This is a genomic window from Pseudomonadales bacterium (assembly GCA_041395665.1).
Classification (GTDB): Bacteria; Pseudomonadota; Gammaproteobacteria; order Pseudomonadales; family UBA7239; genus UBA7239.
Genome location: JAWLAB010000009.1, coordinates 34,531 through 58,014 on the forward strand (window position 1 = coordinate 34,531; position 23,484 = coordinate 58,014).

The following is a 23,484-nucleotide window of genomic DNA, read 5'->3' on the forward strand; positions in this document are numbered from 1 at the left end:
ATCTTCTTGCTCTTTAGCAGATAGCTGTTTTCACGCTAATGACATACTGATTATCAGTCTGTGGTATGCCATGTAATCGTAGTTCACCGCTTGACTTAATAGTAAAACACAGCATTGCCCGCATTTACATCCGAAGAAATAGACTGTACCGGTGTTGCGAAATCAGTCACATCCAGCTTGCGTCTCAATTCCACTGGCAGCTGCGTATCACCAAAATTTACTGTGATTTGATTAGATGCATCCCTCTACGCCAACATTTACATTAGGGTCGCTCATAGTAATAACGACCCCTACCCTCGCCGTTTTCGCCTCGACGGAAATCAACATCTTTAATCGCTGACCCATAGGTCGATGTGTCTGATGAAATTTTTCTCAGCAGAATTCCTTTACTCATCCTTCTTGTATTTCATTTTTGCCAGTCATGATGAAGCTATTTCCCTTCAAAACGCGTTTTATAGGCTTCTAGCTGCGTCATATTGAGGATGAGCCGAGTTCTTCCTCCATCCGAAAGTACATTCGCGCTCTTTTGCACTACCCTAAAGAAAGCGGGTATTTTTCTTTAAGGCACTTTCTACGCCTTCAAAATCCATTACCACTCGAGCGGGCTTATCGATGTTGTAGCCTTTTTGGTTCAGAGGCTTAGAATCAAAATCCATCTTCACTTCAAAGCGATCACCAGGCAGTGAGGAGAACGAAATATTTTCAAGCGTAGTAGCCAAGGAGGCTACAGAGCAGAAGAAAACAATAAGGGCGCCGAGGCCACCAGTATTTTTTTCATTTTTTTCTAGACCACCCCTTTCCTTTCCAGTTATGCTCGACTGATGTTTCATCTTATTTTCCCCAATATTATTGTTCTGCGGATTCGCGTAACGGCATCGTTTTCGGACGCTCAGCCCATTGATCTGGCCCACTCGTACAATTTCTTTCAAGTCGATCCGACCCTTATCAATATAGTAGATCTTCCGTGATTGCGTCCCATGTAATTCCCTACCTGTACTCTATGGATATTGGCAGTACCATCATCAACCAGCCCCCATATTTCACCGTCTTTGGTGACAGTCCCCACCATTGTAATGGATGTGATATTGAAGCCTTCTAGATACTCTTTAGGTCGCAATTCATCCGGCTTAATAACAGCAGCGCCTGCGATCTTGCCACCATCAATTTCGATTTCCTGCAAAGCCTGTGGCGCTTTCAAAAGGGCTGCGCTTTCCTGCCACTTTTATATTCAAAGGTCTCAAACTGAGAAAGTAGGAATAGGATCAATGGGCTTAACAGGTCTTGCTCGAACTTCTTGCATATAGTTATCGAGAATCAGACATTCCGCTGTCGCCACACCCAGCCACTAACATTGTGCTAAGGCCAACGGCAACACCCAAAAAAGAAGATTTACCGGCAAACATCCTGATCATTTGTCACCGCCTTTACCAGCTTTGCTGCTAGCTTTTTTATCTTTTCCAGCCGCCTTTTTCTTGCTAGCTGCATCAGCAGGAGCGGCGCTAACCCCCTCATCACTTGATACATAGCGATATGTTTTCGCAGTGATTGTCATCGTTAGCTCTTCCCCTCCTTGTGAATCACTACTATTAGCCGCGCCTGCATTAGAGGCTTGTTGGTAGCAGCTCCTGCAGGGGTTATTACAAAATTGTGCAATGTAACAATTCTAGGAAGTCCAGCAATACCACTAACAAACGCACCGAAATCGTGAAAACCACCACTCACTTGAATATCTATCGGCAGCTGCATATAAAAGTCAGCTTTTTTCTCAGATAGCAGTTTGATAAAACCAATATTGAGCCCACTTTTTTGCCCCGCATTGGAAATATCATCTAACAACCCTGGCACTTCTGTATCTTTTGGCAATTGTTTTACCAATGCATCAAAAGACTCTTTCATTTCCTTTATCTGAGTTCTGTAGGCTTCTAAGTTGGCAGCCTCTCCAACTTTAGTCTCAAAACTTGTGCGCAGAGTTGCCTCTTTCTGAATCTCACGATTCAACTCATCCGCTTTATCACTCAGCACAAATTGATACGAAAGAATAACCACAATGACTGCAGTTAAAACCCAACACACAATTTTTACCGGCATGGGCCATGAACCCATATTCTCCGGATCTAAATTACTAAAATCATTCTTTAGTTTTTCAAAATTATCTTGGAGTGACATTATTTTTCACCCTCTTTTTTATTGTTTTCTGGCAATACAACATCAACGCTAACATCGAAATCCGTTCCCTGTTCACCAAACGTTGGGTTAGCTTGTACTTTTGTTAGAACAGAATTTTTCAGCCAATCCGAATTATTCATATCTCGCATCAATGTTGACACCCTGTTATTTGATTCAGCTGTCCCACTAATTAAAATTTTGTCATCTTTTCTTTCTACGCGAGAAAAGAAAACGCCATCCGGCAGCTTATTCACCAACTCATCGAAAATATGCACAATCAAGGGACGCGTCCCCTGCAAGCTCTGGATTACTTTAATTCTATCCAGCATATCCGTGCGTTGCTTCTTCAACTCAGCGATTTCACTCACCTTTTTTTCCAGCAGCGAAATTTCATTTTCAATTTTTGTATTGCGTTGTTTTTGGTGATCAACTAAACCAGCCAATGCCAGATACCAAACTGCAAAAATAAACACACCAACAAGGGCGCTTGCTCCGAGTATTGCCAAGAATTCTTTCTTCTTTTGCTCTCGCAGTTCTGCCCGCCAAGGCAGTAAGTTAATATTGGTAGCCATCAGTCAAAACTCCTCAGCGCCAAGCCCGTTGCAATCATCAAGGCTGGGGCATCATTACTCAGATCAATGGAGTTAATGCGAGAGGCGACGGACATATTGGCAAATGGATTTGCAACTGTTGTCGGCGTGCCCAGCTTTTCCTGTACTAAGTCGCTCAGACCATCCATAGAGGCCACTCCACCTGCAAGTACGATGTAGTCCACTTCGTTAAAGTCGCCGGAGGAGAAGAAAAATTGTAAAGAGCGAGTAATTTGTTGCACTACCGCGTCTTTAAACGGCTGCAATACTTCGCTTTCATAATCATCGGGCAAGCCGCCCTGCTTTTTAGCCAAGCCAGCTTCCTCATTTGACAAGCCGTAGCGGCGCTGAATTTCCTCTGTCAGCTGCTTGCCGCCAAATAATTGCTCGCGCGTGTAGATAATTTTGCCACCGTGAAGCACATTCAATGTCGTCATAGTTGCGCCGACATCCAAAATAGCTACTACGGAGTCTTCACCGCCGCCCAGTTGGGGCAAAATTAGTGAAAAAGCTCGCTCCATAGCATACGCTTCGACATCCACAATAGCGGCAACCAGCTCCGCATCTTCAATAGCCTCTTTGCGGCTATCCACATTTTCACTACGGCAAGCCGCCAGCAGCACTTCGACGCGATCAGCTTGACCGGGAGAAGCACCGATTACTTCAAAATCCAGAGCCACTTCATCGATGGGATAAGGGATGTATTGATCGGCTTCCATGCGAATCTGAAGGTCCATTGCATCGTCATCTAGCCCAGCAGGCATCTCTATCACCTTCGTGATGACTGCAGAGCCCGCCACCGCTACGGCAGCATGATTCAGCTTAGTTTTTGACTGCTGAACCACTCGTCGGATAGCATCAGCGACCGCCTCATGCTCCGCGATATTTTTTTCGACTACCGCCGTAGGGGGCAGAGGCTTAACACCGTAGCTCTCTACGCGATAGCCCGCAGCGGTGCGGCTCAACTCCAATAGTTTTACTGAAGTTGAACTGACGTCCAGCCCCAGCACCGGTGGTTGTTTTCTTTGGAAGAGTCCTGAAATAGCCATTTTCCTATCTGCATCCGATACTTACGACAAGGTGATGCTACATTACTTTAAGTAAAGTCTGCAAGCACCCAAATCGATACCTAATTCACAAAATCATACTTATAATGCCTGCCACGCTGTGGCTCGGCCTATTTTTGGCATAACTAACTGATACAACAGACTTTTAATGCGTTTTATTCTTTGGTTTATTCGCTTCATTACCCTTAGCTTGCTACTTATCTGCTCCGCAGGAGCAGCTCTATTAAGTGGCTTTACGCTGTATTTAGGGCCTCAGCTACCCAAAATAGACAGCATTCTCGACCTCAAACTACAAACTCCCCTAAAAATTCTCAGCAAAGACGGGTTACTCATTGCTGAATTTGGGGAAATGCGCCGAGAACCTCTGCCTTATTCCGCTCTCCCTCCTTTATATGTGCGCGCTGTATTAGCTGCTGAGGATGATCGTTTTTTCTCTCACGGTGGCGTCGACCCCACTGGATTGGCGCGAGCAGCATCTGAATTGGTAAAAACAGGGCGTATTCGCTCCGGTGGCAGCACAATCACTATGCAATTAGCACGAAATTTTTTTCTCAGCGCTGAAAAAACATTTATACGGAAATTTAACGAAATTCTTCTTTCAATCCAACTTGAGCGCACGCTGGAAAAAGAGCAGTTATTCGCACTTTATGTCAATAAAATTTATTTGGGGCACAAGGCCTACGGCGCGCAATCTGCAGCCTATGTGTATTACGGAAAAACTTTAGATCAACTGACACTGGCGCAATGGGCCATGTTGGCAGGGCTGCCTAAAGCGCCATCAAAATACAATCCGATCGTTAATCCTGAGCGGGCACTGATTCGACGCAACTGGATTTTGGGTCGCATGCTATCGCTCGGATACATAGACAAGCCAGCTTACGATAGAAGCATTATCGAAATAGAAACAGCCACTTATCATGGGTTAAAAACAGATCTCAACGCTCCTTATGTTGCAGAAGCCGCTCGACAATTTGCTGTGGATAAACTGAGCCGTGAAGCATACAACGGCGGTTATATTGTTCGAACGACAGTGAACTCAAACTTACAATTAGTTGCACAGCAATCGGTGTGGGATGGCGCGGTCAATTACGACGAGCGTCACGGCTATCGTGGACCCGAAAAACATTTTCCTATCCCCCCACTTCCTCCACGCCAGATATCCGCTTACTGGTCCATTACGCTCAGAGACTTTTCAACAGTACATAATTTAGAACCAGCGATTATTACTAAAATAAATAAATCATCGATTGATATCACGCTATCTAATAACCGTACCGCCAGTATTGCGTGGAGCGCAGCACAGGCAAAATTACTACAGCCTTATAAATCTGAAAATGCCGTTGCAGCGCCACCCAAAAATTTTGCTCAAACATTTCAAGTCGGAGACCTCATCCGCGTTCGCTCCAAAGGCGAAAATTCTTGGGAGATTAGCCAAATCCCACGCATTCAATCGGCGTTGGTATCCATTGATAGCAAAACTGGTGAAGTTATTGCTCTCGTGGGTGGTACTGATTTTGCCTACAGCAAATTTAATCGAGCCACACAAGCTTTGCGTCAACCAGGCTCCAGCTTCAAGCCATTTATTTATCTCAAAGCATTAGAAAATGGTTACACGCCTGCGTCCTTAGTGAATGACTCACCTATCGTGTTTCAAGAAGCGGGAATGTCAAAACCTTGGCGTCCAGAAAATCACGGTGGCACTTATCTTGGCCCCATTCCATTACGCCAAGCCTTATACCAATCAAGAAACATGGTTGCTATTCGATTGCTACAAAGTATTGGGGTCAAATCCTTGATTAGCAGTTTGTCCAGATTTGGTTTTGATACAAGCAAGATGGATCCCAACCTCTCTTTAGCCTTGGGTTCACATGCGTTTACGCCATTTACGATGGCCGCTGCCTACACCGTACTATCCAATGGCGGATTCAAAGTTGAGCCACACTTGGTACAGCAAATTGAAGATCCAAAAGGAAAGATTATCTTCAAACAAGAATCAGTTATTGCCTGCACCGATTGCGAACAAACACTACCGTTAAATAGTGACACCAAATTGGCGCCACGCGTTGTAGATGCACAAACTGCCTACATCATTGATGACATGCTGAAAGATGTTATTCGTCGTGGTACAGGCCACGCTGCGACAGTGCTTCAACGCAGTGATATCGCCGGTAAAACCGGCACGACCAACGGCCCCACTGATGTGTGGTTCGTCGGCTATAACCCATCCATTGCCACAGCGGCATGGGTAGGCTTTGATGACAACACTATGCTTGGGCGGCGTGAATTCGGTGGCACGGCTGCGCTGCCGATTTGGATTTCTTTTATGCGCGAAGCACTCAAGGACCATCCCGTTATGGAGCGCACCATACCTCCAGGCCTAGTTACAGTAAAAACGCACACAAGCGATGCAACAGGGCAAGAAGCCACCAGCGGTGAAACAGATGCAGGTTTTGAAATTTTTCACGGCGATGATGTGATCGATAATGAAAGTGGCGTGGAATCGCCTGCGGCCACAGAAGGCGACGACTACTTATTTTGAAACTAACTGCCAATCACTCAACAGCTCGTACTCGTGTGCGTTTTTGCCAGCCAACAGTAGATTGCACATAGTTTGGTAAGCAGCTAGCAGCAGTATTTTGCCAATCTTGCTGCTGCTTGAACCGCGCCAGTGCAATTAAATCCTCTAGCGCAGTATTGCTGTCTGTAGGCTGCATAACTGACGGCCACGCATCACCAACAAGTAAAATCGTACGATCTACCATGCAACAGTGCTTTTCAAACTCTTCCTTAACCACTAGTCGATCTTCTTCTGTGCGAGATAGCACTCCGTTCTCAATCGAAAAACTTGCCCAATAGATACCATTCATGCGCGCATCAAGCGCAACGCAGATTGGTAGTGGGCCGGATTCTTTGTGCGCGGCGGCGTACGCCATAATTTCCAAAGATGACAAAGAAAGAAAAGGAATCTGCAAACTGTAGCTCAAAGACTGCACCACGCTGGCGGCAATGCGTATGCCAGTAAAAGATCCGGGGCCAGCATTCCAAACTAACGCTTGTATTGTAGGCAACGGGGTAGACGCTTGCGTTAGCAGCGTATCAATCATGGAAAGGATACAGCGCGAGTGTGATTGGGCTGCGCTTTCTATATTAGAAAACAATCGTCTGTCACTGCTGCGCAGCAAACCAACACGACAATCTGAACTTGCTGTATCAATGACTAACCAACTCACACCCATTCCTCCGCTCTAAAAAAAACCCCCGGGGATGCCGGGGGTCTTTTTGTAACCTAGCCAAAGATTATTTCTTAGCTGGGCGACGGCCTCTTTTAGCGCCAGCTTTTTTCGCTGGTTTTTTAGCGGCTTTGGCTTTTTTAGCTGGTTTAGCAGCTTTGGCTTTTTTAGCAGCCTTTGCTGGCTTAGCAGCTTTTTTAGACGCTTTCGCATCAGCCTTTGCTTGCTTCTTAGCAGCTTTAGCAGCTTTAGCAGCAGCCTTCTTAGCAGCAGCTTTTGCTTTAGCAGCAGCTTTTCTTTCTGCTACTTTCGCTTTAGCAACAGCTTTCTTAGCAGCAGCTTTTGCTTTAGCAGCGGCTTTCTTAGCAGCAGAAGCAAGCTTCTTCTTATCCGCAGCAGCGCGTTTTTTAGTCCACTTAGCAACAAACTTCGCCTGGGCTTTTTGCAGATCGGCTTCTGCCTTGGCAGCCAATTTGGCTTTCAAAGCACTAACGATTGCTGAAGCTGACAATGCTTTCGCTGGCTTAGCAGCCGCTTTGCGAACAACTCGTTTAGCAGTTTTCTTTTTTGGTCTCGCCATGTTTCATTCCTCAATGGTTTGGTAGTGTTAATAGTTTGTTACTGCAAGCTCGTAACCACTCCCATACGGGCTTGACACAGATATTATTTTAATTTTTCAAGATTTGCACCACTCAAAAACATTTTTTTGTGTTATTGGGGACTTTTTTTCATCTTTTTTGCCATTTTTTTGTCCAAACGGGCAAATGCACACACAAAGTTTTCTTAAAAATCATTTTCAGCGACTATCGCGTTCATCATGGCAATGTGTTCTTCATTGTCATTGAGGCACTCAATTCGAGAAAAATATTCCCCACCCGCAGCGATGAAACACGCTCGACTGCCGTGTTCAATTTCTTCCAGCGTCTCCAAACAATCTGCCGCAAACGCAGGACACACCACATCGACGCGACGAATGCCTTCCGCTGGTAATGACGCTAGCACTTCATCTGTGTACGGCTGTAACCATTTCGCGCGACCAAAACGCGACTGAAAGCCAACGCGCCACTGATTGCTCGCAAGATTCAATGCACTCGCAACGGCGTTCGCTGTATACAAACACTGTTCGTAATAAGGATCGCCGCGATCTACGCACGCCTGCGGAATACCGTGAAAGGAAAACAACAACAGCTCTGCTGTACCTTGCTGCGCTCTGTGTTTGCGGATGGAGTCTGCCAATGCAGCGATGTAATCCTCGCGATAACAATACTCGCGCACGATACGAATATCAGGAGCATGTCGCTGCGCCGTAAATATTTCTGCCACTTGATCGTACACTGCTCCTGTTGTTGTGCCGGAATACTGTGGGTACATCGGTAACACTAAAAACCGTTCAACGCCTTGCTGACGCAAATCGGCAACGCATTGCTTCAGTGAATAATCACCGTATGCAGCGATAGCACGTACTAAAACATCCGGTGACGCTAAAGATTTTTCCAACAATTCAGCTTGGCGCAAGCTGATTACAGTGAGCGGCGAGCCCTGCTCCGTCCAAATGGATTGATACAACTTCGCTACGCGTTTACTGCGCAACGGCAAAATCACGCCACGCAATAACGGCAACCAGAGCCAGCGCGGTATTTCTACAACGCGCCGGTCTGAGAGGAATTGATTGAGAAATTGTCGGATAGATTGCTGTTCATCACTCGCAGGCGAACCGAGATAAACCAGTAGAACCGCACGATTCATGCGTTATTGCAACGCAGCGAGTACGCGTCGGCTAATTTCTTCCACGCTACCAACGCCTGGCACATTGCGATAAGCCTTCTCGCCGCCGTGCTGCTGATAAAAATCAACCAATGGGCGCGTCTGCTCGTGATAAACCTGCAAACGCTTGCGCACGGTTTCTTCTGTGTCATCCGCGCGCTGAATTAAAGGCTCACCTAACATCATCCACACCAGCTGTTTTCGGTGGATTGTGTTCAATGTGATACACGCGACCCGACGCTTCATGTACACGGCGACCACTCAAACGCTTGATGATGTCTTGATCCGGCACATCAATTTCAATCACGCGATCAATTTGCACTTGTGCGCGCTGCATCGCCTCTGCTTGTGGAATTGTGCGAGGAAATCCATCAAACAAAAAGCCTTTGCTGCAATCGGGCTGAGCAATGCGTTCTTTGACGAGCGCGATAATCAAATCGTCTGATACCAAACCACCCGATGCCATGATGTCTTTCACTTGCAAACCCAACTCAGTGCCCGCAGCAACCGCAGCGCGCAACATATCGCCGGTGGAAATTTGAGGAATACCCATTTTCTCCATAATCAGTTTTGCTTGCGTACCTTTGCCAGCACCTGGCGCACCCAACAAAATCACTCTCATTTTTAATCACGCCTCACATTGACGGTTGTTTAATTTCGTTCACACCTTACACAGCTGAATCCGCTTACTCAAGCCAGCATATATAGAAGCAAGATCACACTTCCCGACTGGCTTTGTAGACATTGGGAATATGATTAATCGCTTCCAACAATCGACTCAACAACTGAAAGCTCTCCACTTCCAAGGTGATATGCATTTCAACAAGGTTGGTTTGTTTATCCGTCACCGTGTCTAAACGAATGACATTGGCCTCTTCTTTATCTAATAACGAGCTGACATCACGCAGCAAACCGCGCCTGTCGTAAGCATACACAGCAATGGATGCGGGAAAAGTACTGCGCCGCACGCCACCCCAATTCACCGCCATGATTTGTTCTGGATGATCCAACTGTATTTGCAGCGCTTGATCACAGGATAGTTGATGCACCGAAATAATATTGTCAGCGTCTATCACACCGACAATCGCATCGCCTTCGACTGGATTGCAACAAGGCGCTAAACGCAGCGAATGCCCTTCTGCGCCAAGGATGGCCTGCGACAATGTTTCGGCTTGCGTATCCCAATCCAGCAATAAATCCGATTGTTTCATTACGCCACCGGAATGCATCGCGGCATCTAACACCACCGTCATGTTGCATTCGCCCGTACCGATGGCGACATACAAATCATTGAGCTTTTTATGTCCCAATGTTTTTGCCAGCGCTTCTAAATCCAATTGCGGTGACACCGCCAAACGCTGAAAAGCGCGATCCAAAATCACGCGGCCGTTCTCCATGTTTTCATCAGCCGCTTGCTGACGAAACCACTGTTGCACGCAAGTTTTTGCGCGCACGGTGTGCAGATAATTCAAGCCAGAAGTCAACCAATCGCGGCTCGGCGCTTCGCGCTTACCGGTAATAATTTCCACTTGATCGCCGGTGCGCAACACTTGATACAGCGGCACCACACGGCCATTGATACGGCAACCGCGACAGCGATGTCCAACACCTGTGTGGATGTGATACGCAAAATCCAACGCGGTTGCGCCTTGCGGCAAATCCACCACATGCCCTTCGGGTGTGAAAACATAAATGCGATCCTGCACAACACCGGTGCGCAGCTCTTTCACTAAATCTAAATTACCGCCCGTTTCTTCGTGCCACGCCAATACTTGGCGCAGCCATTCAATTTTGGTTTCGTAGCTGCTGCTTTGTTCATCGGCGGCATCGGAGCCTTTGTATTGCCAGTGTGCGCACACACCAAACTCCGCGTCGGTGTGCATATCGAATGTGCGAATTTGCACTTCCAACACTTTGCCCGCCGGACCAATCACTGCCGTGTGCAAAGACTGGTAACCATTTTCTTTGGGGTTGGCGATGTAATCATCAAACTCGTTGGGAATATTGCGCCACAAACCGTGAACGATACCCAAAGCGGTGTAGCAATCTTGCGTACTGGACACCAAAACACGCAACGCACGAATGTCATACACCTGCGAAAAACCAATACCACGATTGTGCATTTTTCGCCAAATGCTATAGATATGTTTGGCGCGCCCGGTGATTTCGCAAGCGACACCTGCTTGTTGCAACGCCGTTTCCAATTGCCGTTTGGCTTCATCAACAAATTGCTGGCGATCAATGCGCCGCTCATCCAACAACTTGGCAATGCGGCGATAAGCGTCTGGCTCCAAATAGCGAAACGCTAAATCTTCCAGCTCCCATTTCAGATGCCCGATACCCAAACGGTGTGCTAGTGGCGCGTAGATTTTCATCACTTCGCGCGCAACACGCCGCCGTTTTGCATCAGAAGCGTTTTTGACTGCGCGAATCGCGCAAGTGCGTTCAGCAATTTTAACCAGCGCAACGCGCACATCATCAATGATTGCCACCAACATCTTGCGTAAGTTTTCAACCTGTACATTGGCTGCGCGACCAAGCACACTTTCGTCTTCGAGGCTTTGCATGGCACTGACAGAAGCCATGCGCAATACACCATCAATCAAACTGGCAACGCCCGCGCCAAAATCTTGTTCGATTTTTTCCAATGGAATGCGTTCTTCACGCACAGCACGGTAAAGAATGGCAGCAACCAGTGTTTCTGCATCCAAACTCAGTTCACTGAGAATATCCGCCATTTCCAAACCGGTGCGAAAACAACTGGTGTCTTGCCAGCGTTTATCCGATTCACTGCGCGCTAACTCTGCACGGCGGCTCGTTAAACACGCCGCACGCAATTGCGCTATTTGCTCGCCAGAAAAATGATGTGCCGCTTCAATACCTGCCAGCCATGCGTCAATATCAACATCGCCACCCGCAGCAATCGGATGATCGTCTCGAATCTTAACCATGTGTTTTCAATAAAGAACAAAACAAAATAGAAGTATGCATCGGCATCATTGTCTCAAACATCATAAATACCTGAGGAAAGATAGCGATCACCGCGATCACAAATAATGGCGACGATGGTGGCATTGTGAACGCTCTGCGCTAATTGCAACGCTGCCGCCACCGCGCCACCCGAAGACACGCCGCAAAAAATACCTTCGCGGCGCGCTAATTCACGCATGGTGCGTTCGGCATCTTCTTGCGCAACGTCCATCACCACATCCACACGTGATGCATCAAAAATACTGGGCAAATACGCGGGCGACCAACGGCGAATGCCAGGAATGCTAGAACCTTCTTTTGGCTGCAAACCAACAATTTGTATGGCAGGATTTTTTTCTTTCAAAAAACGCGAAGTTCCCATGATGGTGCCCGTTGTGCCCATCGAACTGACAAAGTGCGTGATTTGCCCTGCGGTTTGCTGCCAAATTTCAGGGCCAGTGCCGCGATAGTGCGCCAAAGGATTGTCGCTATTGCCGAATTGATCCAATACTTTGCCGCGTCCTTCCGCTTGCATTTGCAGCGCTAAATCGCGTGCGCCTTCCATGCCCTGCGCCTGTGTCACCAACATCAATTCTGCACCGTAAGCCGTCATCGCTGCTTTGCGCTCTGCGGTCATGTTGTCGGGCATCACTAAAATGATGCGATAACCTTTAATGGCAGCCACCATCGCCAACGCGATACCGGTGTTGCCGCTGGTTGCTTCAATTAAAGTATCGCCAGGTTGGATACGGCCGCTGTGCTCTGCTTCCGCAATCATGCTGGCGGCGGGTCGATCTTTGACGGAACCCGCAGGATTATTGCCTTCCAGCTTCAATAAGATGTGGTTGTTGTTGCCCTGTCCGAGTCGCTGCAAGCGCACTAACGGCGTGTTGCCGATACAGCTTTCGATTGTGGGATAATCCATCGCAACAGCCGCCTTGCACAATAATAACCAGCGCGGATTCTACGCGGATTCACTCATGACAACAAAGTACATTCCATGAAGATGCGTCACAGAAATTTGCGCACTTATATCACTGCATTTGCGCTTGGCCCCGCCATTATTTGTTCGCTGCTCATTGGCACCTACCTCACCTATGCCTTAGTGCGTGATATCTCGCATTATGAAAATGAAGTGAGCAGTGTTTATGGCCAGCAAGTGGCAAGACAAACCTACAGCGCACTACAAAAAGGTGACACCACGGGATTAGAAAATATTGCCCAATTAGCATTGGAATATCCTCTACTGCGCTCCATTACTTTTTACGATAAAGAGAATAAAGAAATTGCGCACGCAGGCCCTTTGCACACACCATGGGATACCACGCTTAATTTGTTCACATCAGAATCGATGGAATTCAGCACTGACCACGCGCGTCAACTGGTACTCCCTGTACGGCAACCGCGTCTATCAGGAGCGGCTCATCTGAATCGCAACGACACCAACAATCTTCCCATCGGCTGGGTGCGCCTTGAATTCACACAAAGCTTCATCATGCTGCATAAATACAGAACAGCACTGATTGATTTCAGCATTGTATTTATTGTACTGGCACTGGCATTTTGGCTCGCAATGCTCTTTGGTGATCGACTAACGGATATCATCAAAAAAATTACCGTCAACACACAAGCGTTGAGCAAAGGTGAAGCTGTTGATCCATCAACAGGTAGCAATATTACTGAAGCTCTTGAGCTAGAAAGCGCCATTCGCACACTGCATACAGCACTTACGGAAGAGCACGAAAGCTTACAAAGCCACATTGAACAATCGACACAAGATTTGCGCGAAACATTGGAAACGATCGAAATTCAAAATATTGAATTGGATCTTGCGCGGCGCGAAGCTATTCAAGCCAGTAAAATTAAATCGGAGTTCTTAGCCAACACTAGCCACGAAATTCGCACACCGCTCAACAGCATCATCGGATTCAGCAAACTCTTGCTAAAAACATCACTCAATCCACAACAACTGGATTACTTGAGCAATATTCGCAAATCATCAGAAGGACTACTCACACTCGTTAATGATGTGCTCGACCTTTCCAAAATTGAAGCCGGTCGATTGGTTTTGGATTACACCACATTCAACATACAAGAAACGGTAGAGGAAGTACTGCAAGTCTTAGCGCCAAGCGCGCACGATAAAGGGCTGGAATTACTGCCTATTATTTACAGTGATGTTCCGCGTCTCTTATTGGGTGATCCGTTGCGCATCAAACAAGTGCTAACCAATCTGATTGGCAACGCCATCAAGTGTTCAGATACGGGTAATGTTGTGGTGCGCGTATCTGCTGATCAGATTGAGGCACACAAAACGCTATTGAAAATAGAGGTCAATGACCAAGGTAAAGGCTTACTCAATGGTCAACATGAAATTTTTAAAGCCTTCACACAATTGGACAGCACATCCACACGAGAACATGCTGGCACAGGTTTAGGCTTGGCGATTTCACAAAAAATTGTGCGGCAGATGGGTGGTGATATTGGCTATAACAGTGAACAGGGCAACACCACTTTCTGGTTTACCATCCACTTAGATACTGCCGATACACAGCCTGTTCAAAGCAATCATGATTTACTCAACAACCATCACATTCTTGTTTGTGATAAAGAAAAACTATCGCGTCTAACCAGCAGTCATATGCTCACGGCGTGGGGTGCACAACCCACACTAGCCGATCATCCTGATCAAGTGATACCTACGATTGATCGCCATTTTGGAACAGAACAAGCTATTCACGCGCTGCTCGTTAACCTGCCCGTTTGTTATGACGACAGTGAAGTTAGACAGCTTGCGCAAATAGCTGCACACTGCGAGCTGCGCCAGTGTGCGTTGATTGTGTCTCTCACTGCGCCAGCTCGTTCGCAACTAACAGGTCAATTTCCTTCTGCAGTTCTGTTGCAGAAACCGGTGACAGAAAGCCGTTTATTGGAAATGCTGTGCCAAACACTCAATCTATCCAGTCGTCTACCTAACGTAGATCTCTCTCCCACATTAGCGATTACTGGCCCAGCGCCCGTGGTATTGGCTGTAGACGATAACGCGCTCAACCTAAAACTGATCAGCACTATTCTGCAAGATCTTGGTGCAAAAGTTCTGTTGGCCACAAACGGCGAAGAAGCCGTCGAGTGCTACAAAAACAATCCAGACATTGCTGTAATTTTTATGGATATACAAATGCCGGTGATGGATGGCATAGAAGCGACCAAAAAAATTCGCTACTTGGAACAAACCAACCAGCGCAACACAGCCATTATCGCCCTCACCGCACACGCTTTAGCTGAGCAGCGGCAGCATATGATTAAAGCAGGCATGAATGATTTCCTCAGCAAACCAGCTAGCGAACAGCAGCTACTGAATATGTTGGAAAAATGGACACAGCGAATACAGGTTGGCACCACTGAAGTAAACGCCATTGTTAACGATACCAAACCTAAAGCCACTCATGCTGTACAGCCAGATGGTGTTTTTGTACCGATATTTTATGGCAACTGCGTTGATAAACAAGTAGCTTTACAGGCATGCAGCAACAAACCCAATGTGGCCGGTGAAATGTTAGACCTGCTCTTTCAAACGCTAGCAGAAGATCGCAACGCTATCATGCAAGCCATTAGCAACAATGACTTCACACAAGCACGAGAGCGCATACACAAACTGCATGGCGCTTGCTGTTATTGCGGGGTTACCCATCTAAAAAATTGCTGTGATTCGATAGAAACACTGATAAAAAAAGAAATGACCGAATACATAGCGGATGCACTGCCACACTTCAATGTCGCCGTCGATGCTTTGCTCAACTGGCGGCGCGAAAACGACCCTCTCACCTATTTTTCTTGAGGGACTACGAGCACTTATTCCACAAATTTCTGTTGCTTCATGATTTCTGGGCGTTCATAGCCATCGTTTAAGCAGCTCACCGCATTTTCGGTAAAACGCTCGAAGCCTGCGTCATCATCCCAAAATGGTTTTTTATTGGCGGTGAGGCGCGCAAAACGCTGTGCCGCCATTTCCGATGCTTTTTCCAAAAAGGGTTGCGCCCAATGCGTGACTGCACCCAATAAAATCGGTTCGCGTGTCAGCGCTTTGAACGGTCCACCCCACACTTCTTCCAAGCGCGTATCAAACGATTTCAACACCGCGCGACGCGTATCATCTTCAGTAAATTCTTGCGTGGTCACGCCACTGTGAAATTGATGAAAAGAGCCCTCGCCTGGCAACACATACAACACAATATTGGGCAGCATGCCTAATTTTCGATAAAGATACAGATTGATCGAGCCACCACCCGCTTGATCAAAGCGCTCATCTGCGCCACCGATGCGTTTGAAATTTTCCGCCGAACAAAACAGCGCGTTACACTCCTGCATGGGCTGTAAATAACCGCGTTGATTACTGGAACTCCAACACGCCCATTTGAATAGGCGATAACCATTTTCTTGCCACGCCAATTCGCCTAACTTTTCAATTTCTAAGGCTTCACTATGCTGTGCTTGCAAATGAAATTTGTGATCCTTTTCACCGAGGTGATAGCCAGGCACCATCACTAAAGCGTCATCAGTCATACGCGCGGCAATCATGGCGTATTCCAATACGCGCGGCGAAACGATGCGTGCGCCATCAATAATCAAACCAATTTGCTCGCCGCGACACTGTGTAAACGCAAAGTTCACGGCTGGCACGGGAGAAACGCCTGCTTCATCGCGCAAAAAATAATGGAATTGCGAACCCAGCGCAGCAACTGCTGCCGCATCCAAACAACGCGACGAGCGGTTTTCTACCACAATCACTTCGTAATCATCTTCGCTGATATTTTTCTGATACGGCAACGCCAAACTGTACAGCGTGTTCATCGCCTGTCGCGGCATGTCATAGACAATAACGATAATCGACAGCGCTGGTTTTTTTTCTGCACTCATTTCCAATCCCTCGGGATATCACCGCGATTTTTCATCACCACACTGGCAGAGTGGCGCACAAAACGTAGCGCACAATCGGGCATTGTGCCCAGAAAAATACTGCGTTTAAGCGGTGGTGTGTAAGGTTGACCGCGCAATTCGGCATATTGATTGAAATGATCCTGCATCGCTTTTAAGCGCTCTTCACCTTGCGTGCCGGTGGTAATGCCACCGTGAAATTGATGAAAAGAACCTTCGCCGATCAAAGTCACCAAAACGGTCTCTGGCAATTCCACTGCGCGTTTGTGCAAATCTAAATTGCACTGCCCGCCACCTGTTTCGGTAAAACCCGGATCATAGCCGCCCAGCTTTTCCCATATATGACGCGGCATCGCCAATACATTGCTCTCGCCCAAAGGCTTTAAGTAACCACCAGCACTGGTGCCAGACAAGCAGCAAATTTCAAACAAGCGGTAACCGTCTTGCGGCCAACTAATTTTTTCGAGCAGCGTTTGTTCGTAGGCTTCGTCATAGCCTTCCAACATCGCCTCTTGTTGCACTTTATTGCCAAGGTGATAGCCAGGCACAGCGACTACCACATCCTGATGCAAGCGCTCGGCTGCCAGAATGTAATTCACAATACCAGGGGACACCATGCGCGCACCATCGATCATCACCGCAATCATGCGACCGCGCGCATGCGCTGCGCCAAAGTTCATGGCATTGACCGGCGTGGGCAGCGTCTCTGGATAAGCTTGATAGTGAAAATTACTGCCAAACTTTTCTGCTTCTTCTTTACCTAAAACACGTGAGGAAGGATTTTCCATCACGATCACTTCGTAATCGTTTTCTGTCACGCCGCGCTGGTATTGCGCGCTCAAAGAATACAAAGTTTTTTTCGCCTGCTCTGGCATTTTGTACACCATCACCACAATCGACAGCCGTGGCTGCGACACCTGCAAATACTGTGCATCATCGTGCGGTACAACAGGCATGGCAGCATCAAACCATTTAATCGGCTGCGGCGAATTGGGAATACCTTTGGGGGTGGGCGATTTAGTCATGGCGCAGGGCAATGTTTTCCAATTGTTGATATAACGCTTGTACAGGTTCAGGCAAGATTGCTTCCACATCAGCAGATTGTTTATGCAATTCTTTGGTGTAAAAGCGTTCATCCGTTGGCACAGGTTGTAAACCTAAATGGGCGTGTACGATATCCAAAGCGTGATGAAATTTTTCTTCGCTCCAATCAAAACACAACAAAGGAAATGCTTGGCGCTGATACGCTTGCAATAATTTTTTGTTGTAGGCGTACCACATCGCCAGCCCTTCTTCGATGGTTACTGGCATCGCAGGGCGACTCGCCAGCGATTGCGCCACCGCCATCGGATGACGATAAATGCCGACAAATTCCATATCGGGCACTAAATCCAACCAGCCATCCAACACCAACAGCGTGCGTGGATCTTTGAATCCCCACAGCAGTTTATCGGCATACTCAGCCAAAATTTCTTGCGCGCGCTCTGTGTTTTGCGGCTCCCATACGGCAAGCGCACTGCTCTCCACGGCTTGCAGCGCTTGCGAGATATCACCGGTCAGTGCAACACCCGTAGGCTTCTTCCATGTCAAACCGTTAGCTTTGAAAATCGCTTCATGCAAATTGACGACATCTTGGTTTTCACGATTACCGCGACGATTGTATTCATTCCAAGTGTGATGTTTGCCGAGAAAAAGCCCACCTTGCTGCAAAGAGCCTGTCAGACAACTGGTGCCAGAGCGGTGCATGCCCAGCACACACAATATGCGTTGCGGTTTCTTTAACATCGTCTTCGGTGTCATGATTCTTTTTGTGAGAGGGAATCATAAAGCACGCTGGCGCTGGATTGCACCCCGCAGCCATGGCTTACAATGACGCCATGAATGATACGCAGCAAACACCTATCCACCTTTCCATCAGCGTTGTGTTGTTTCGCAACAATCGTGATGAATTGCTGCGTTTTCGCCAGTGTTTAACCGACAGTGTCCGCCAATTGCGCAATCAGCACACCGTTGCACGCATTGCACTCGTTGTTGTTGATAACGCAGCCAGTGAAGATGGCGATCAATTTTCGTCTTTATTTACGCGCATAGATGGCATTGATGCAGTGCGTTTTATTTGCGCGGAGAGCAACCTCGGCTACGGTCAAGCACATAATCGCTGCATCCATCAAGGCAGTGATTTCCATTTATTTATGAATCCTGATGTGTATTTGGATGCGCAAGCACTCGCCAAGGGATTGGACTATTTACAACAACACGATGAAGTCGGCATGGTGACGCCGTTTGCCGTCAACGATCAGAAAACACCACTATTTTTGAGCAAACGCTACCCAACTGTATTGGATTTCACCTTGCGCGGTTTTGCTCCCACCCAGCTAAAGAAACTGTTTCAGCAACGCTTAGCACGCTATGAAATGCATAAGGAGTATTTGTCAGAGCATCCCTACCAATCGGTAGAAATTGCTAGTGGCTGCTGCATGCTGATACGAACCAACTTACTGCAAAAACTCAACGGGTTTTCCTCTGCTTATTTTTTATATTTCGAAGATTTTGATTTGTCCGTTCGTTTGCGAGAGCACGCAAAAATTGCTTTTGTCCCGGCGATGAAAATTATCCACGATGGAGGCCACGCGTCGCGCAAGGGTTGGTGGCATATCAAACAATTCGCCCGTGCTGGCTACATATTTTTCACACAACACGGTTGGCGCTGGTTTTAACACCGCTACTTATTAACTACCTTCATTACCAAACTAGGATTCTTGGCATCACCAAAAGAAAAAACTTGTTCGCAAGTGTGGTACGGATTGTCGCGACAAAAGAAATTTAATGCGCCAGCGTTATCCACCAAATACTGAATCCCACGCTCATGGATATATTCTGGTTGCTTCTTTTGCCAATGTGCACGCATAGAGCGCACATCCACCACTCCATCCAAATTGATAACTTTGCGATGCACCAAGTAACTCAGCACGCCCGAGTTCATCGAGCCTATCACCGCATCTGACGATGTATTGGCATCCAGCCACTGCGCTACGGTGATATGCGTTGAACGCCCTGTGACTACACCTCGCAATCGACTGGGCGAAAAGCTGAACAACACCTGAGCCGTGCATACCACCACCAATACAACAGGCACTGCATAGCTCAGCCTTTTTTTACCCAAGCTCTGCCAATGCGCGAGCCACGCTGTTGCCACGCTGGCCAACAACAGCAACAACACCAAACCCACGGGAATGTAATACCAAGTGCGCACAAAACTGCGAAATGCCGCGTGATAACAAAAAACTACCAATACCGCGATGCAAAATACTGCTACAGCCTTGAGCTCATTTGGTACACGCACGCTGCGCCAAAACCATAACAAACAGCCTGCCATTAACAATAAAAATCCAGTAGCTCCCCACGCCGCATTGCCAACTGGCGCAATAAATAAACGTGAAAAAAACTCCAACTTGCCAAAGACACTAGTCGGCATCATCAACCACGCAAACGCTGTGCGCTGCCAACTGAATTGTGGCTCTCCCCAGTAGATGGTTTCTATCTTGCCGCTGCTCTGCACCAAGCTACCGAAATAAATCCAATTCCATAAAAGCCACGGCAGCACAATTAAACCCGCTAAGACAGCCGAAACAAAAAGTGGACTCAATCTTGCGAGCCCCTGTTTGCGCGCACACCAAAACAACGCGCCGTACAAAACTACTAGCACGATGGCGTTATCAGTTCTGGCTAAAAAAGCCAAACCGGCAACAGCGCCGAAATACCAATAACGCCACTGTGTTGCCTGTTCGCTTTGATAAACCTGCACAAAAGCACTCAACAGCATCAGCAGCAATAAAGTATTGAGCGATGTTTCCAAACCGTTCATCTGAATATCAATGAAAGTGGAATGTAGGCAAAACCACAGCGTTGCCACAAAAGCAACGACTGCATTCGCTTTGCATTGCAGCAGTGTGCGATACAAAACAACCACCGACAATAAGTCGATCAACAACATCAACCACTGCACACGATAGACAAAAGTAATACCGTTATCGGCTGGTGTATAAAATGGCGTGATAAGCGCCAACCACAACGGATGAAAGCCATTGCTCAGTTGATCGCCGTCATAAGTAATGCGATGCTCCATCGCAAGATGGCTCGCAATTTTGAAATAATAAAAAGCGTCGTCCACCAAATAAGTCGACAACAGCGAGTTAAAATCCAAAGTCGTAAATGGCACTCTGGCAATAACTGCTATCAACAACAGCACAAAGATAACAACAGCGCGATGTAAGCGACTAACAGAAGAAACGCGCATAGCAGTTTTTATAACTCTCACAACGATAGAAGCCACACATTTTGTGGTGTCGCCAGAAGAAATACCAGCTTTTACAATGTCCTCACTGCATCTCTGAATTAACATCGTGATTTTGCCACTACTCCCCTCTCGCTTTGCCACACTCGGCAATCACTTCGCATCGCCAGTGTCGGTTGAGCCGCTGCGGGCGGCGCGTTGGGCGCTGCATTCGCCCGCAACAGCTGCATTAATCGGCATCGATGCAACACAACTGCTGACTGACGACAATTTGTGCTACTGCAATGGCAATACCAAACCCGCAATAACGCCATTGGCGATGGTGTATTCCGGTCATCAATTTGGTCACTACAACCCGCGCTTGGGCGACGGTCGCGCCATGTTGCTCGGCGAAATTGCACACGCAGGACAACGCCACGAAATCCAACTGAAAGGCGCAGGTCTAACGCCGTATTCACGACAAGGTGACGGCCGCGCGGTATTGCGCTCCAGTCTGCGTGAATTTCTTTGTTCGGAAGCGATGTTCGGTTTAGGCATTCCCACCACGCGCGCGCTGGCTCTTATCGCCAGTGACGAAGTGGTCTATCGCGAAACCTCTGAAAAAGGCGCGATGGTATTGCGTGTTTCACCCTCGCATATTCGTTTCGGCTCTTTTGAATATTTTTGTCACACACAGCAGTACGATGCACTGCAACAACTAGCAGACTTTGTCATCGACCAGCACTACCCAGCATGTCGTAACACCGAGCAACCTTATGCTGCTTTTTTTGATGCTGTGGTGCAACGCACAGCGCGTTTAATAGCGCACTGGCAAGCGGTAGGTTTTGCGCACGGCGTAATGAATACCGACAATATGTCGATACTCGGTGAAACTTTTGATTACGGCCCGTTTGGTTTTCTCGACGATTACAACCCAAACTTTATTTGCAATCACTCTGATTGCTCCGGTCGCTACGCCTTTAATCAGCAGCCCAATATCGGGCTGTGGAATTGCAATGCACTGGCGCACGCGCTGGCTCCGTTAATTACCATCGAGCAGTTGCGTGAAAGCCTGCAAGCGTATCAACCCACCATTGAGCAGCATTATTTACAGCTGATGCGCGCAAAGCTGGGGCTGACGATGTCACAAGAAAATGACAGCGCTCTCATCGGCCAACTACTCACTCTGATGCAACAATCTGCTGTGGATTACACGCTTTTCTTCCGTCGCCTCTGTGATTTTTCAACGCAAATAGAAAACGTTTTGCTGCGTGATTTATTCGTTGACCGCAATGCATTTGACGCATGGAGTACGCAATACACTGCCAGACTGCAACAAGAGCATAGCGACGACACACAGCGCTGCGCCGCTATGAAGCGCGTCAATCCCAAATATATTTTGCGCAATTATTTGGCGCAGCAAGCCATTGATCTTGCCCAACAAAATGATTTCACCATGGCGGAAAACTTATTAAAGGTTTTGTTAGCACCGTTTGATGAGCATCCCGATTTTGCACACTACGCCAACTTGCCGCCTGAATGGGGAAAACATTTAGAAATTAGCTGTTCGTCGTAATTGAACTATTTTTTTGATAATTGAGGAGTTCTGTCATGCCTTTTACCTGCATCCCTGCTGCTACAGCAAAAAACCTGATTGATAGCGGCAATGCGACGATAGTCGATATCCGTGACCCTAATGCGTATGCGTCGGGTCATGTCGCTAGCGCGTTTTCACTGAACAACAACAATGTGCAGGAATTTATTCTGCACGCAGATTTTGATAAGCCATTACTGGTGTTTTGCTATCACGGACACAGCAGCCAAGGCGCTGCCGATTTTCTCAGCCAGCAGGGATTTTCTGAGGTTTACAGTGTGGACGGCGGTGTTGAGGGCTGGCGCGGCGTGTATCCATTAAGCACGGATTAACGTATTGTCTTGTTCTGCCAGTAACTCTTTCAAAAGCGCTTCTAATTTTTCGGGCGTCATATGCCCTTGTACCACTTTATCGACCGCGATATTGGGGCCATTCGGGCAATTGGCTAAACAACGAAAAGGTTCCAATCGAACTTTTTTATTTTCATCACACTGATAAAAATCCACGCCCAATACGCGTTTGGCCGTTTCTGCCAGCGCTATGCCGCCCCTCGTGCAACAGTTATCGGCATTGCAGATATACAGCAAATGTTTGCCGGGCGGCTGTAAAGTAAACGAAGGCGACAGATCAATCGCTTTGTAAATTGCGGGGCGCTCTGAACCTGTTGCATCCGCAATCAACGGGATGGTTTGCGGCGGAATAAAACCGAGTTGATCTTGCAGTTGCGTCAGCAAATCCACCAAATCTTGATCCGGTACAAAAGCGGCAATGATTTCAGCGGCGCGATCAAGCACCGATACAGCGGGAGCAGTCATATTTTTTTACACAAACTCAATAAATGATTTTTTTGCAGCACCAATTATAGCGGTTCACAAATCAGAACCGGAATATCGCG

19 protein-coding genes and 2 pseudogenes are annotated in these 23,484 nt (G+C 47.4%); 5 read left to right on the forward strand and 16 right to left on the reverse strand.

The genetic code is table 11. The features are described from left to right. Positions 1–536 precede the first annotated feature (536 nt). From R3E63_10455 to R3E63_10475, 5 genes and pseudogenes are all read right to left on the reverse strand, one after another. On the reverse strand, positions 537–830 hold the full coding sequence (locus R3E63_10455) for a hypothetical protein (GenBank protein MEZ5540344.1): 294 nt from the start codon (positions 828–830) through the stop codon (positions 537–539). A gap of 95 nt (positions 831–925) precedes the next feature. After that, positions 926–1,198 (reverse strand): pilus assembly protein PilP, encoded by a 273-nt coding sequence (locus R3E63_10460; protein ID MEZ5540345.1) that lies wholly within the window; start codon positions 1,196–1,198, stop codon positions 926–928. A gap of 210 nt (positions 1,199–1,408) precedes the next feature. Next, positions 1,409–2,166: pseudogene (locus R3E63_10465) on the reverse strand (type 4a pilus biogenesis protein PilO). After that, positions 2,166–2,738, reverse strand: coding sequence for a PilN domain-containing protein (locus tag R3E63_10470; GenBank protein MEZ5540346.1), 573 nt, complete (start codon positions 2,736–2,738; stop codon positions 2,166–2,168). Before R3E63_10470 ends, R3E63_10465 begins: the two are co-directional and overlap by 1 nt. Beyond that, complete coding sequence (locus R3E63_10475; GenBank protein ID MEZ5540347.1) at positions 2,738–3,799, reverse strand: pilus assembly protein PilM; 1,062 nt, start codon at positions 3,797–3,799, stop codon at positions 2,738–2,740. Before R3E63_10475 ends, R3E63_10470 begins: the two co-directional genes overlap by 1 nt. Positions 3,800–3,971: 172 nt before the next feature. On the opposite strand from R3E63_10475, the gene R3E63_10480 reads away from it, so the two are divergent. Then, the gene (locus R3E63_10480; protein MEZ5540348.1) at positions 3,972–6,362 is read left to right on the forward strand and encodes a penicillin-binding protein 1A; all 2,391 of its coding nucleotides are present in this window, start codon (positions 3,972–3,974) and stop codon (positions 6,360–6,362) included. Positions 6,363–6,375: 13 nt separating this feature from the next. Here R3E63_10480 and tsaB read toward each other — a convergent pair whose 3' ends face one another. From tsaB to cysM, 6 genes and pseudogenes are all read right to left on the reverse strand, one after another. Further along, positions 6,376–7,053: a tRNA (adenosine(37)-N6)-threonylcarbamoyltransferase complex dimerization subunit type 1 TsaB gene (gene tsaB / locus R3E63_10485; GenBank protein MEZ5540349.1), complete on the reverse strand. Its 678-nt coding sequence runs from the start codon at positions 7,051–7,053 to the stop codon at positions 6,376–6,378. Between the two features lie 67 nt (positions 7,054–7,120). Continuing rightward, complete coding sequence (locus tag R3E63_10490) at positions 7,121–7,633, reverse strand: hypothetical protein (GenBank protein MEZ5540350.1); 513 nt, start codon at positions 7,631–7,633, stop codon at positions 7,121–7,123. A gap of 203 nt (positions 7,634–7,836) precedes the next feature. Further along, on the reverse strand, positions 7,837–8,799 hold the full coding sequence (gene hemH, locus R3E63_10495; protein MEZ5540351.1) for a ferrochelatase: 963 nt from the start codon (positions 8,797–8,799) through the stop codon (positions 7,837–7,839). 3 nt (positions 8,800–8,802) lie between these two features. Continuing rightward, positions 8,803–9,439: pseudogene (gene adk, locus R3E63_10500) on the reverse strand (adenylate kinase). Positions 9,440–9,533: 94 nt separating this feature from the next. Beyond that, positions 9,534–11,768 (reverse strand): bifunctional (p)ppGpp synthetase/guanosine-3',5'-bis(diphosphate) 3'-pyrophosphohydrolase, encoded by a 2,235-nt coding sequence (locus R3E63_10505; protein MEZ5540352.1) that lies wholly within the window; start codon positions 11,766–11,768, stop codon positions 9,534–9,536. A gap of 53 nt (positions 11,769–11,821) precedes the next feature. Continuing rightward, a complete protein-coding gene (gene cysM, locus R3E63_10510) occupies positions 11,822–12,712 on the reverse strand; it encodes a cysteine synthase CysM (GenBank protein ID MEZ5540353.1) in 891 nt (296 codons plus the stop codon). 75 nt (positions 12,713–12,787) lie between these two features. Between cysM and R3E63_10515 the strand changes: the two genes are divergently transcribed. Next, positions 12,788–15,625 (forward strand): response regulator, encoded by a 2,838-nt coding sequence (locus tag R3E63_10515; protein MEZ5540354.1) that lies wholly within the window; start codon positions 12,788–12,790, stop codon positions 15,623–15,625. Positions 15,626–15,639: 14 nt separating this feature from the next. On the opposite strand, the gene R3E63_10520 is transcribed toward R3E63_10515, so the two are convergent. Genes R3E63_10520 through R3E63_10530 form a run of 3 tightly spaced genes read right to left on the reverse strand, consistent with a single transcriptional unit; the run spans position 15,640 to position 18,507 of the window. Next, positions 15,640–16,704: a glycosyltransferase family A protein gene (locus tag R3E63_10520; protein MEZ5540355.1), complete on the reverse strand. Its 1,065-nt coding sequence runs from the start codon at positions 16,702–16,704 to the stop codon at positions 15,640–15,642. Beyond that, positions 16,701–17,747: a glycosyltransferase family A protein gene (locus tag R3E63_10525; GenBank protein MEZ5540356.1), complete on the reverse strand. Its 1,047-nt coding sequence runs from the start codon at positions 17,745–17,747 to the stop codon at positions 16,701–16,703. The genes R3E63_10520 and R3E63_10525 overlap by 4 nt, the downstream gene beginning before the upstream one ends. Continuing rightward, entirely contained in the window at positions 17,740–18,507 is a 768-nt protein-coding gene (locus R3E63_10530) for a sulfotransferase (protein MEZ5540357.1), read from the reverse strand. The genes R3E63_10525 and R3E63_10530 overlap by 8 nt, the downstream gene beginning before the upstream one ends. A gap of 74 nt (positions 18,508–18,581) precedes the next feature. Between R3E63_10530 and R3E63_10535 the strand changes: the two genes are divergently transcribed. Continuing rightward, positions 18,582–19,439 (forward strand): glycosyltransferase family 2 protein, encoded by an 858-nt coding sequence (locus tag R3E63_10535; protein MEZ5540358.1) that lies wholly within the window; start codon positions 18,582–18,584, stop codon positions 19,437–19,439. A gap of 5 nt (positions 19,440–19,444) precedes the next feature. On the opposite strand, the gene R3E63_10540 is transcribed toward R3E63_10535, so the two are convergent. Continuing rightward, on the reverse strand, positions 19,445–21,124 hold the full coding sequence (locus tag R3E63_10540) for a glycosyltransferase family 39 protein (GenBank protein MEZ5540359.1): 1,680 nt from the start codon (positions 21,122–21,124) through the stop codon (positions 19,445–19,447). 1 nt (position 21,125) lies between these two features. On the opposite strand from R3E63_10540, the gene R3E63_10545 reads away from it, so the two are divergent. Together R3E63_10545 and glpE are read left to right on the forward strand one after the other, a co-directional pair. Continuing rightward, complete coding sequence (locus tag R3E63_10545; GenBank protein MEZ5540360.1) at positions 21,126–22,571, forward strand: YdiU family protein; 1,446 nt, start codon at positions 21,126–21,128, stop codon at positions 22,569–22,571. Positions 22,572–22,606: 35 nt separating this feature from the next. Next, complete coding sequence (glpE, locus tag R3E63_10550) at positions 22,607–22,921, forward strand: thiosulfate sulfurtransferase GlpE (GenBank protein MEZ5540361.1); 315 nt, start codon at positions 22,607–22,609, stop codon at positions 22,919–22,921. Here glpE and R3E63_10555 read toward each other — a convergent pair. Then, complete coding sequence (locus tag R3E63_10555) at positions 22,907–23,404, reverse strand: NAD(P)H-dependent oxidoreductase subunit E (GenBank protein MEZ5540362.1); 498 nt, start codon at positions 23,402–23,404, stop codon at positions 22,907–22,909. The genes glpE and R3E63_10555 overlap by 15 nt on opposite strands. Positions 23,405–23,484 lie beyond the last annotated feature (80 nt).

Coding starts and splice junctions, on each gene's coding strand:
- R3E63_10455 (MEZ5540344.1), bottom strand. CDS start 830: ATGAAACATCAGTCGAGCATAACTGGAAAGGAAAGGGGTGGTCTAGAA.
- R3E63_10470 (MEZ5540346.1), bottom strand. CDS start 2,738: ATGGCTACCAATATTAACTTACTGCCTTGGCGGGCAGAACTGCGAGAG.
- R3E63_10480 (MEZ5540348.1), top strand. CDS start 3,972: ATGCGTTTTATTCTTTGGTTTATTCGCTTCATTACCCTTAGCTTGCTA.
- R3E63_10490 (MEZ5540350.1), bottom strand. CDS start 7,633: ATGGCGAGACCAAAAAAGAAAACTGCTAAACGAGTTGTTCGCAAAGCG.
- hemH (MEZ5540351.1), bottom strand. CDS start 8,799: ATGAATCGTGCGGTTCTACTGGTTTATCTCGGTTCGCCTGCGAGTGAT.
- R3E63_10505 (MEZ5540352.1), bottom strand. CDS start 11,768: ATGGTTAAGATTCGAGACGATCATCCGATTGCTGCGGGTGGCGATGTT.
- cysM (MEZ5540353.1), bottom strand. CDS start 12,712: ATGGATTATCCCACAATCGAAAGCTGTATCGGCAACACGCCGTTAGTG.
- R3E63_10515 (MEZ5540354.1), top strand. CDS start 12,788: ATGAAGATGCGTCACAGAAATTTGCGCACTTATATCACTGCATTTGCG.
- R3E63_10520 (MEZ5540355.1), bottom strand. CDS start 16,704: ATGAGTGCAGAAAAAAAACCAGCGCTGTCGATTATCGTTATTGTCTAT.
- R3E63_10525 (MEZ5540356.1), bottom strand. CDS start 17,747: ATGACTAAATCGCCCACCCCCAAAGGTATTCCCAATTCGCCGCAGCCG.
- R3E63_10530 (MEZ5540357.1), bottom strand. CDS start 18,507: ATGTTAAAGAAACCGCAACGCATATTGTGTGTGCTGGGCATGCACCGC.
- R3E63_10535 (MEZ5540358.1), top strand. CDS start 18,582: ATGGCTTACAATGACGCCATGAATGATACGCAGCAAACACCTATCCAC.
- R3E63_10540 (MEZ5540359.1), bottom strand. CDS start 21,124: ATGTTAATTCAGAGATGCAGTGAGGACATTGTAAAAGCTGGTATTTCT.
- glpE (MEZ5540361.1), top strand. CDS start 22,607: ATGCCTTTTACCTGCATCCCTGCTGCTACAGCAAAAAACCTGATTGAT.
- R3E63_10555 (MEZ5540362.1), bottom strand. CDS start 23,404: ATGACTGCTCCCGCTGTATCGGTGCTTGATCGCGCCGCTGAAATCATT.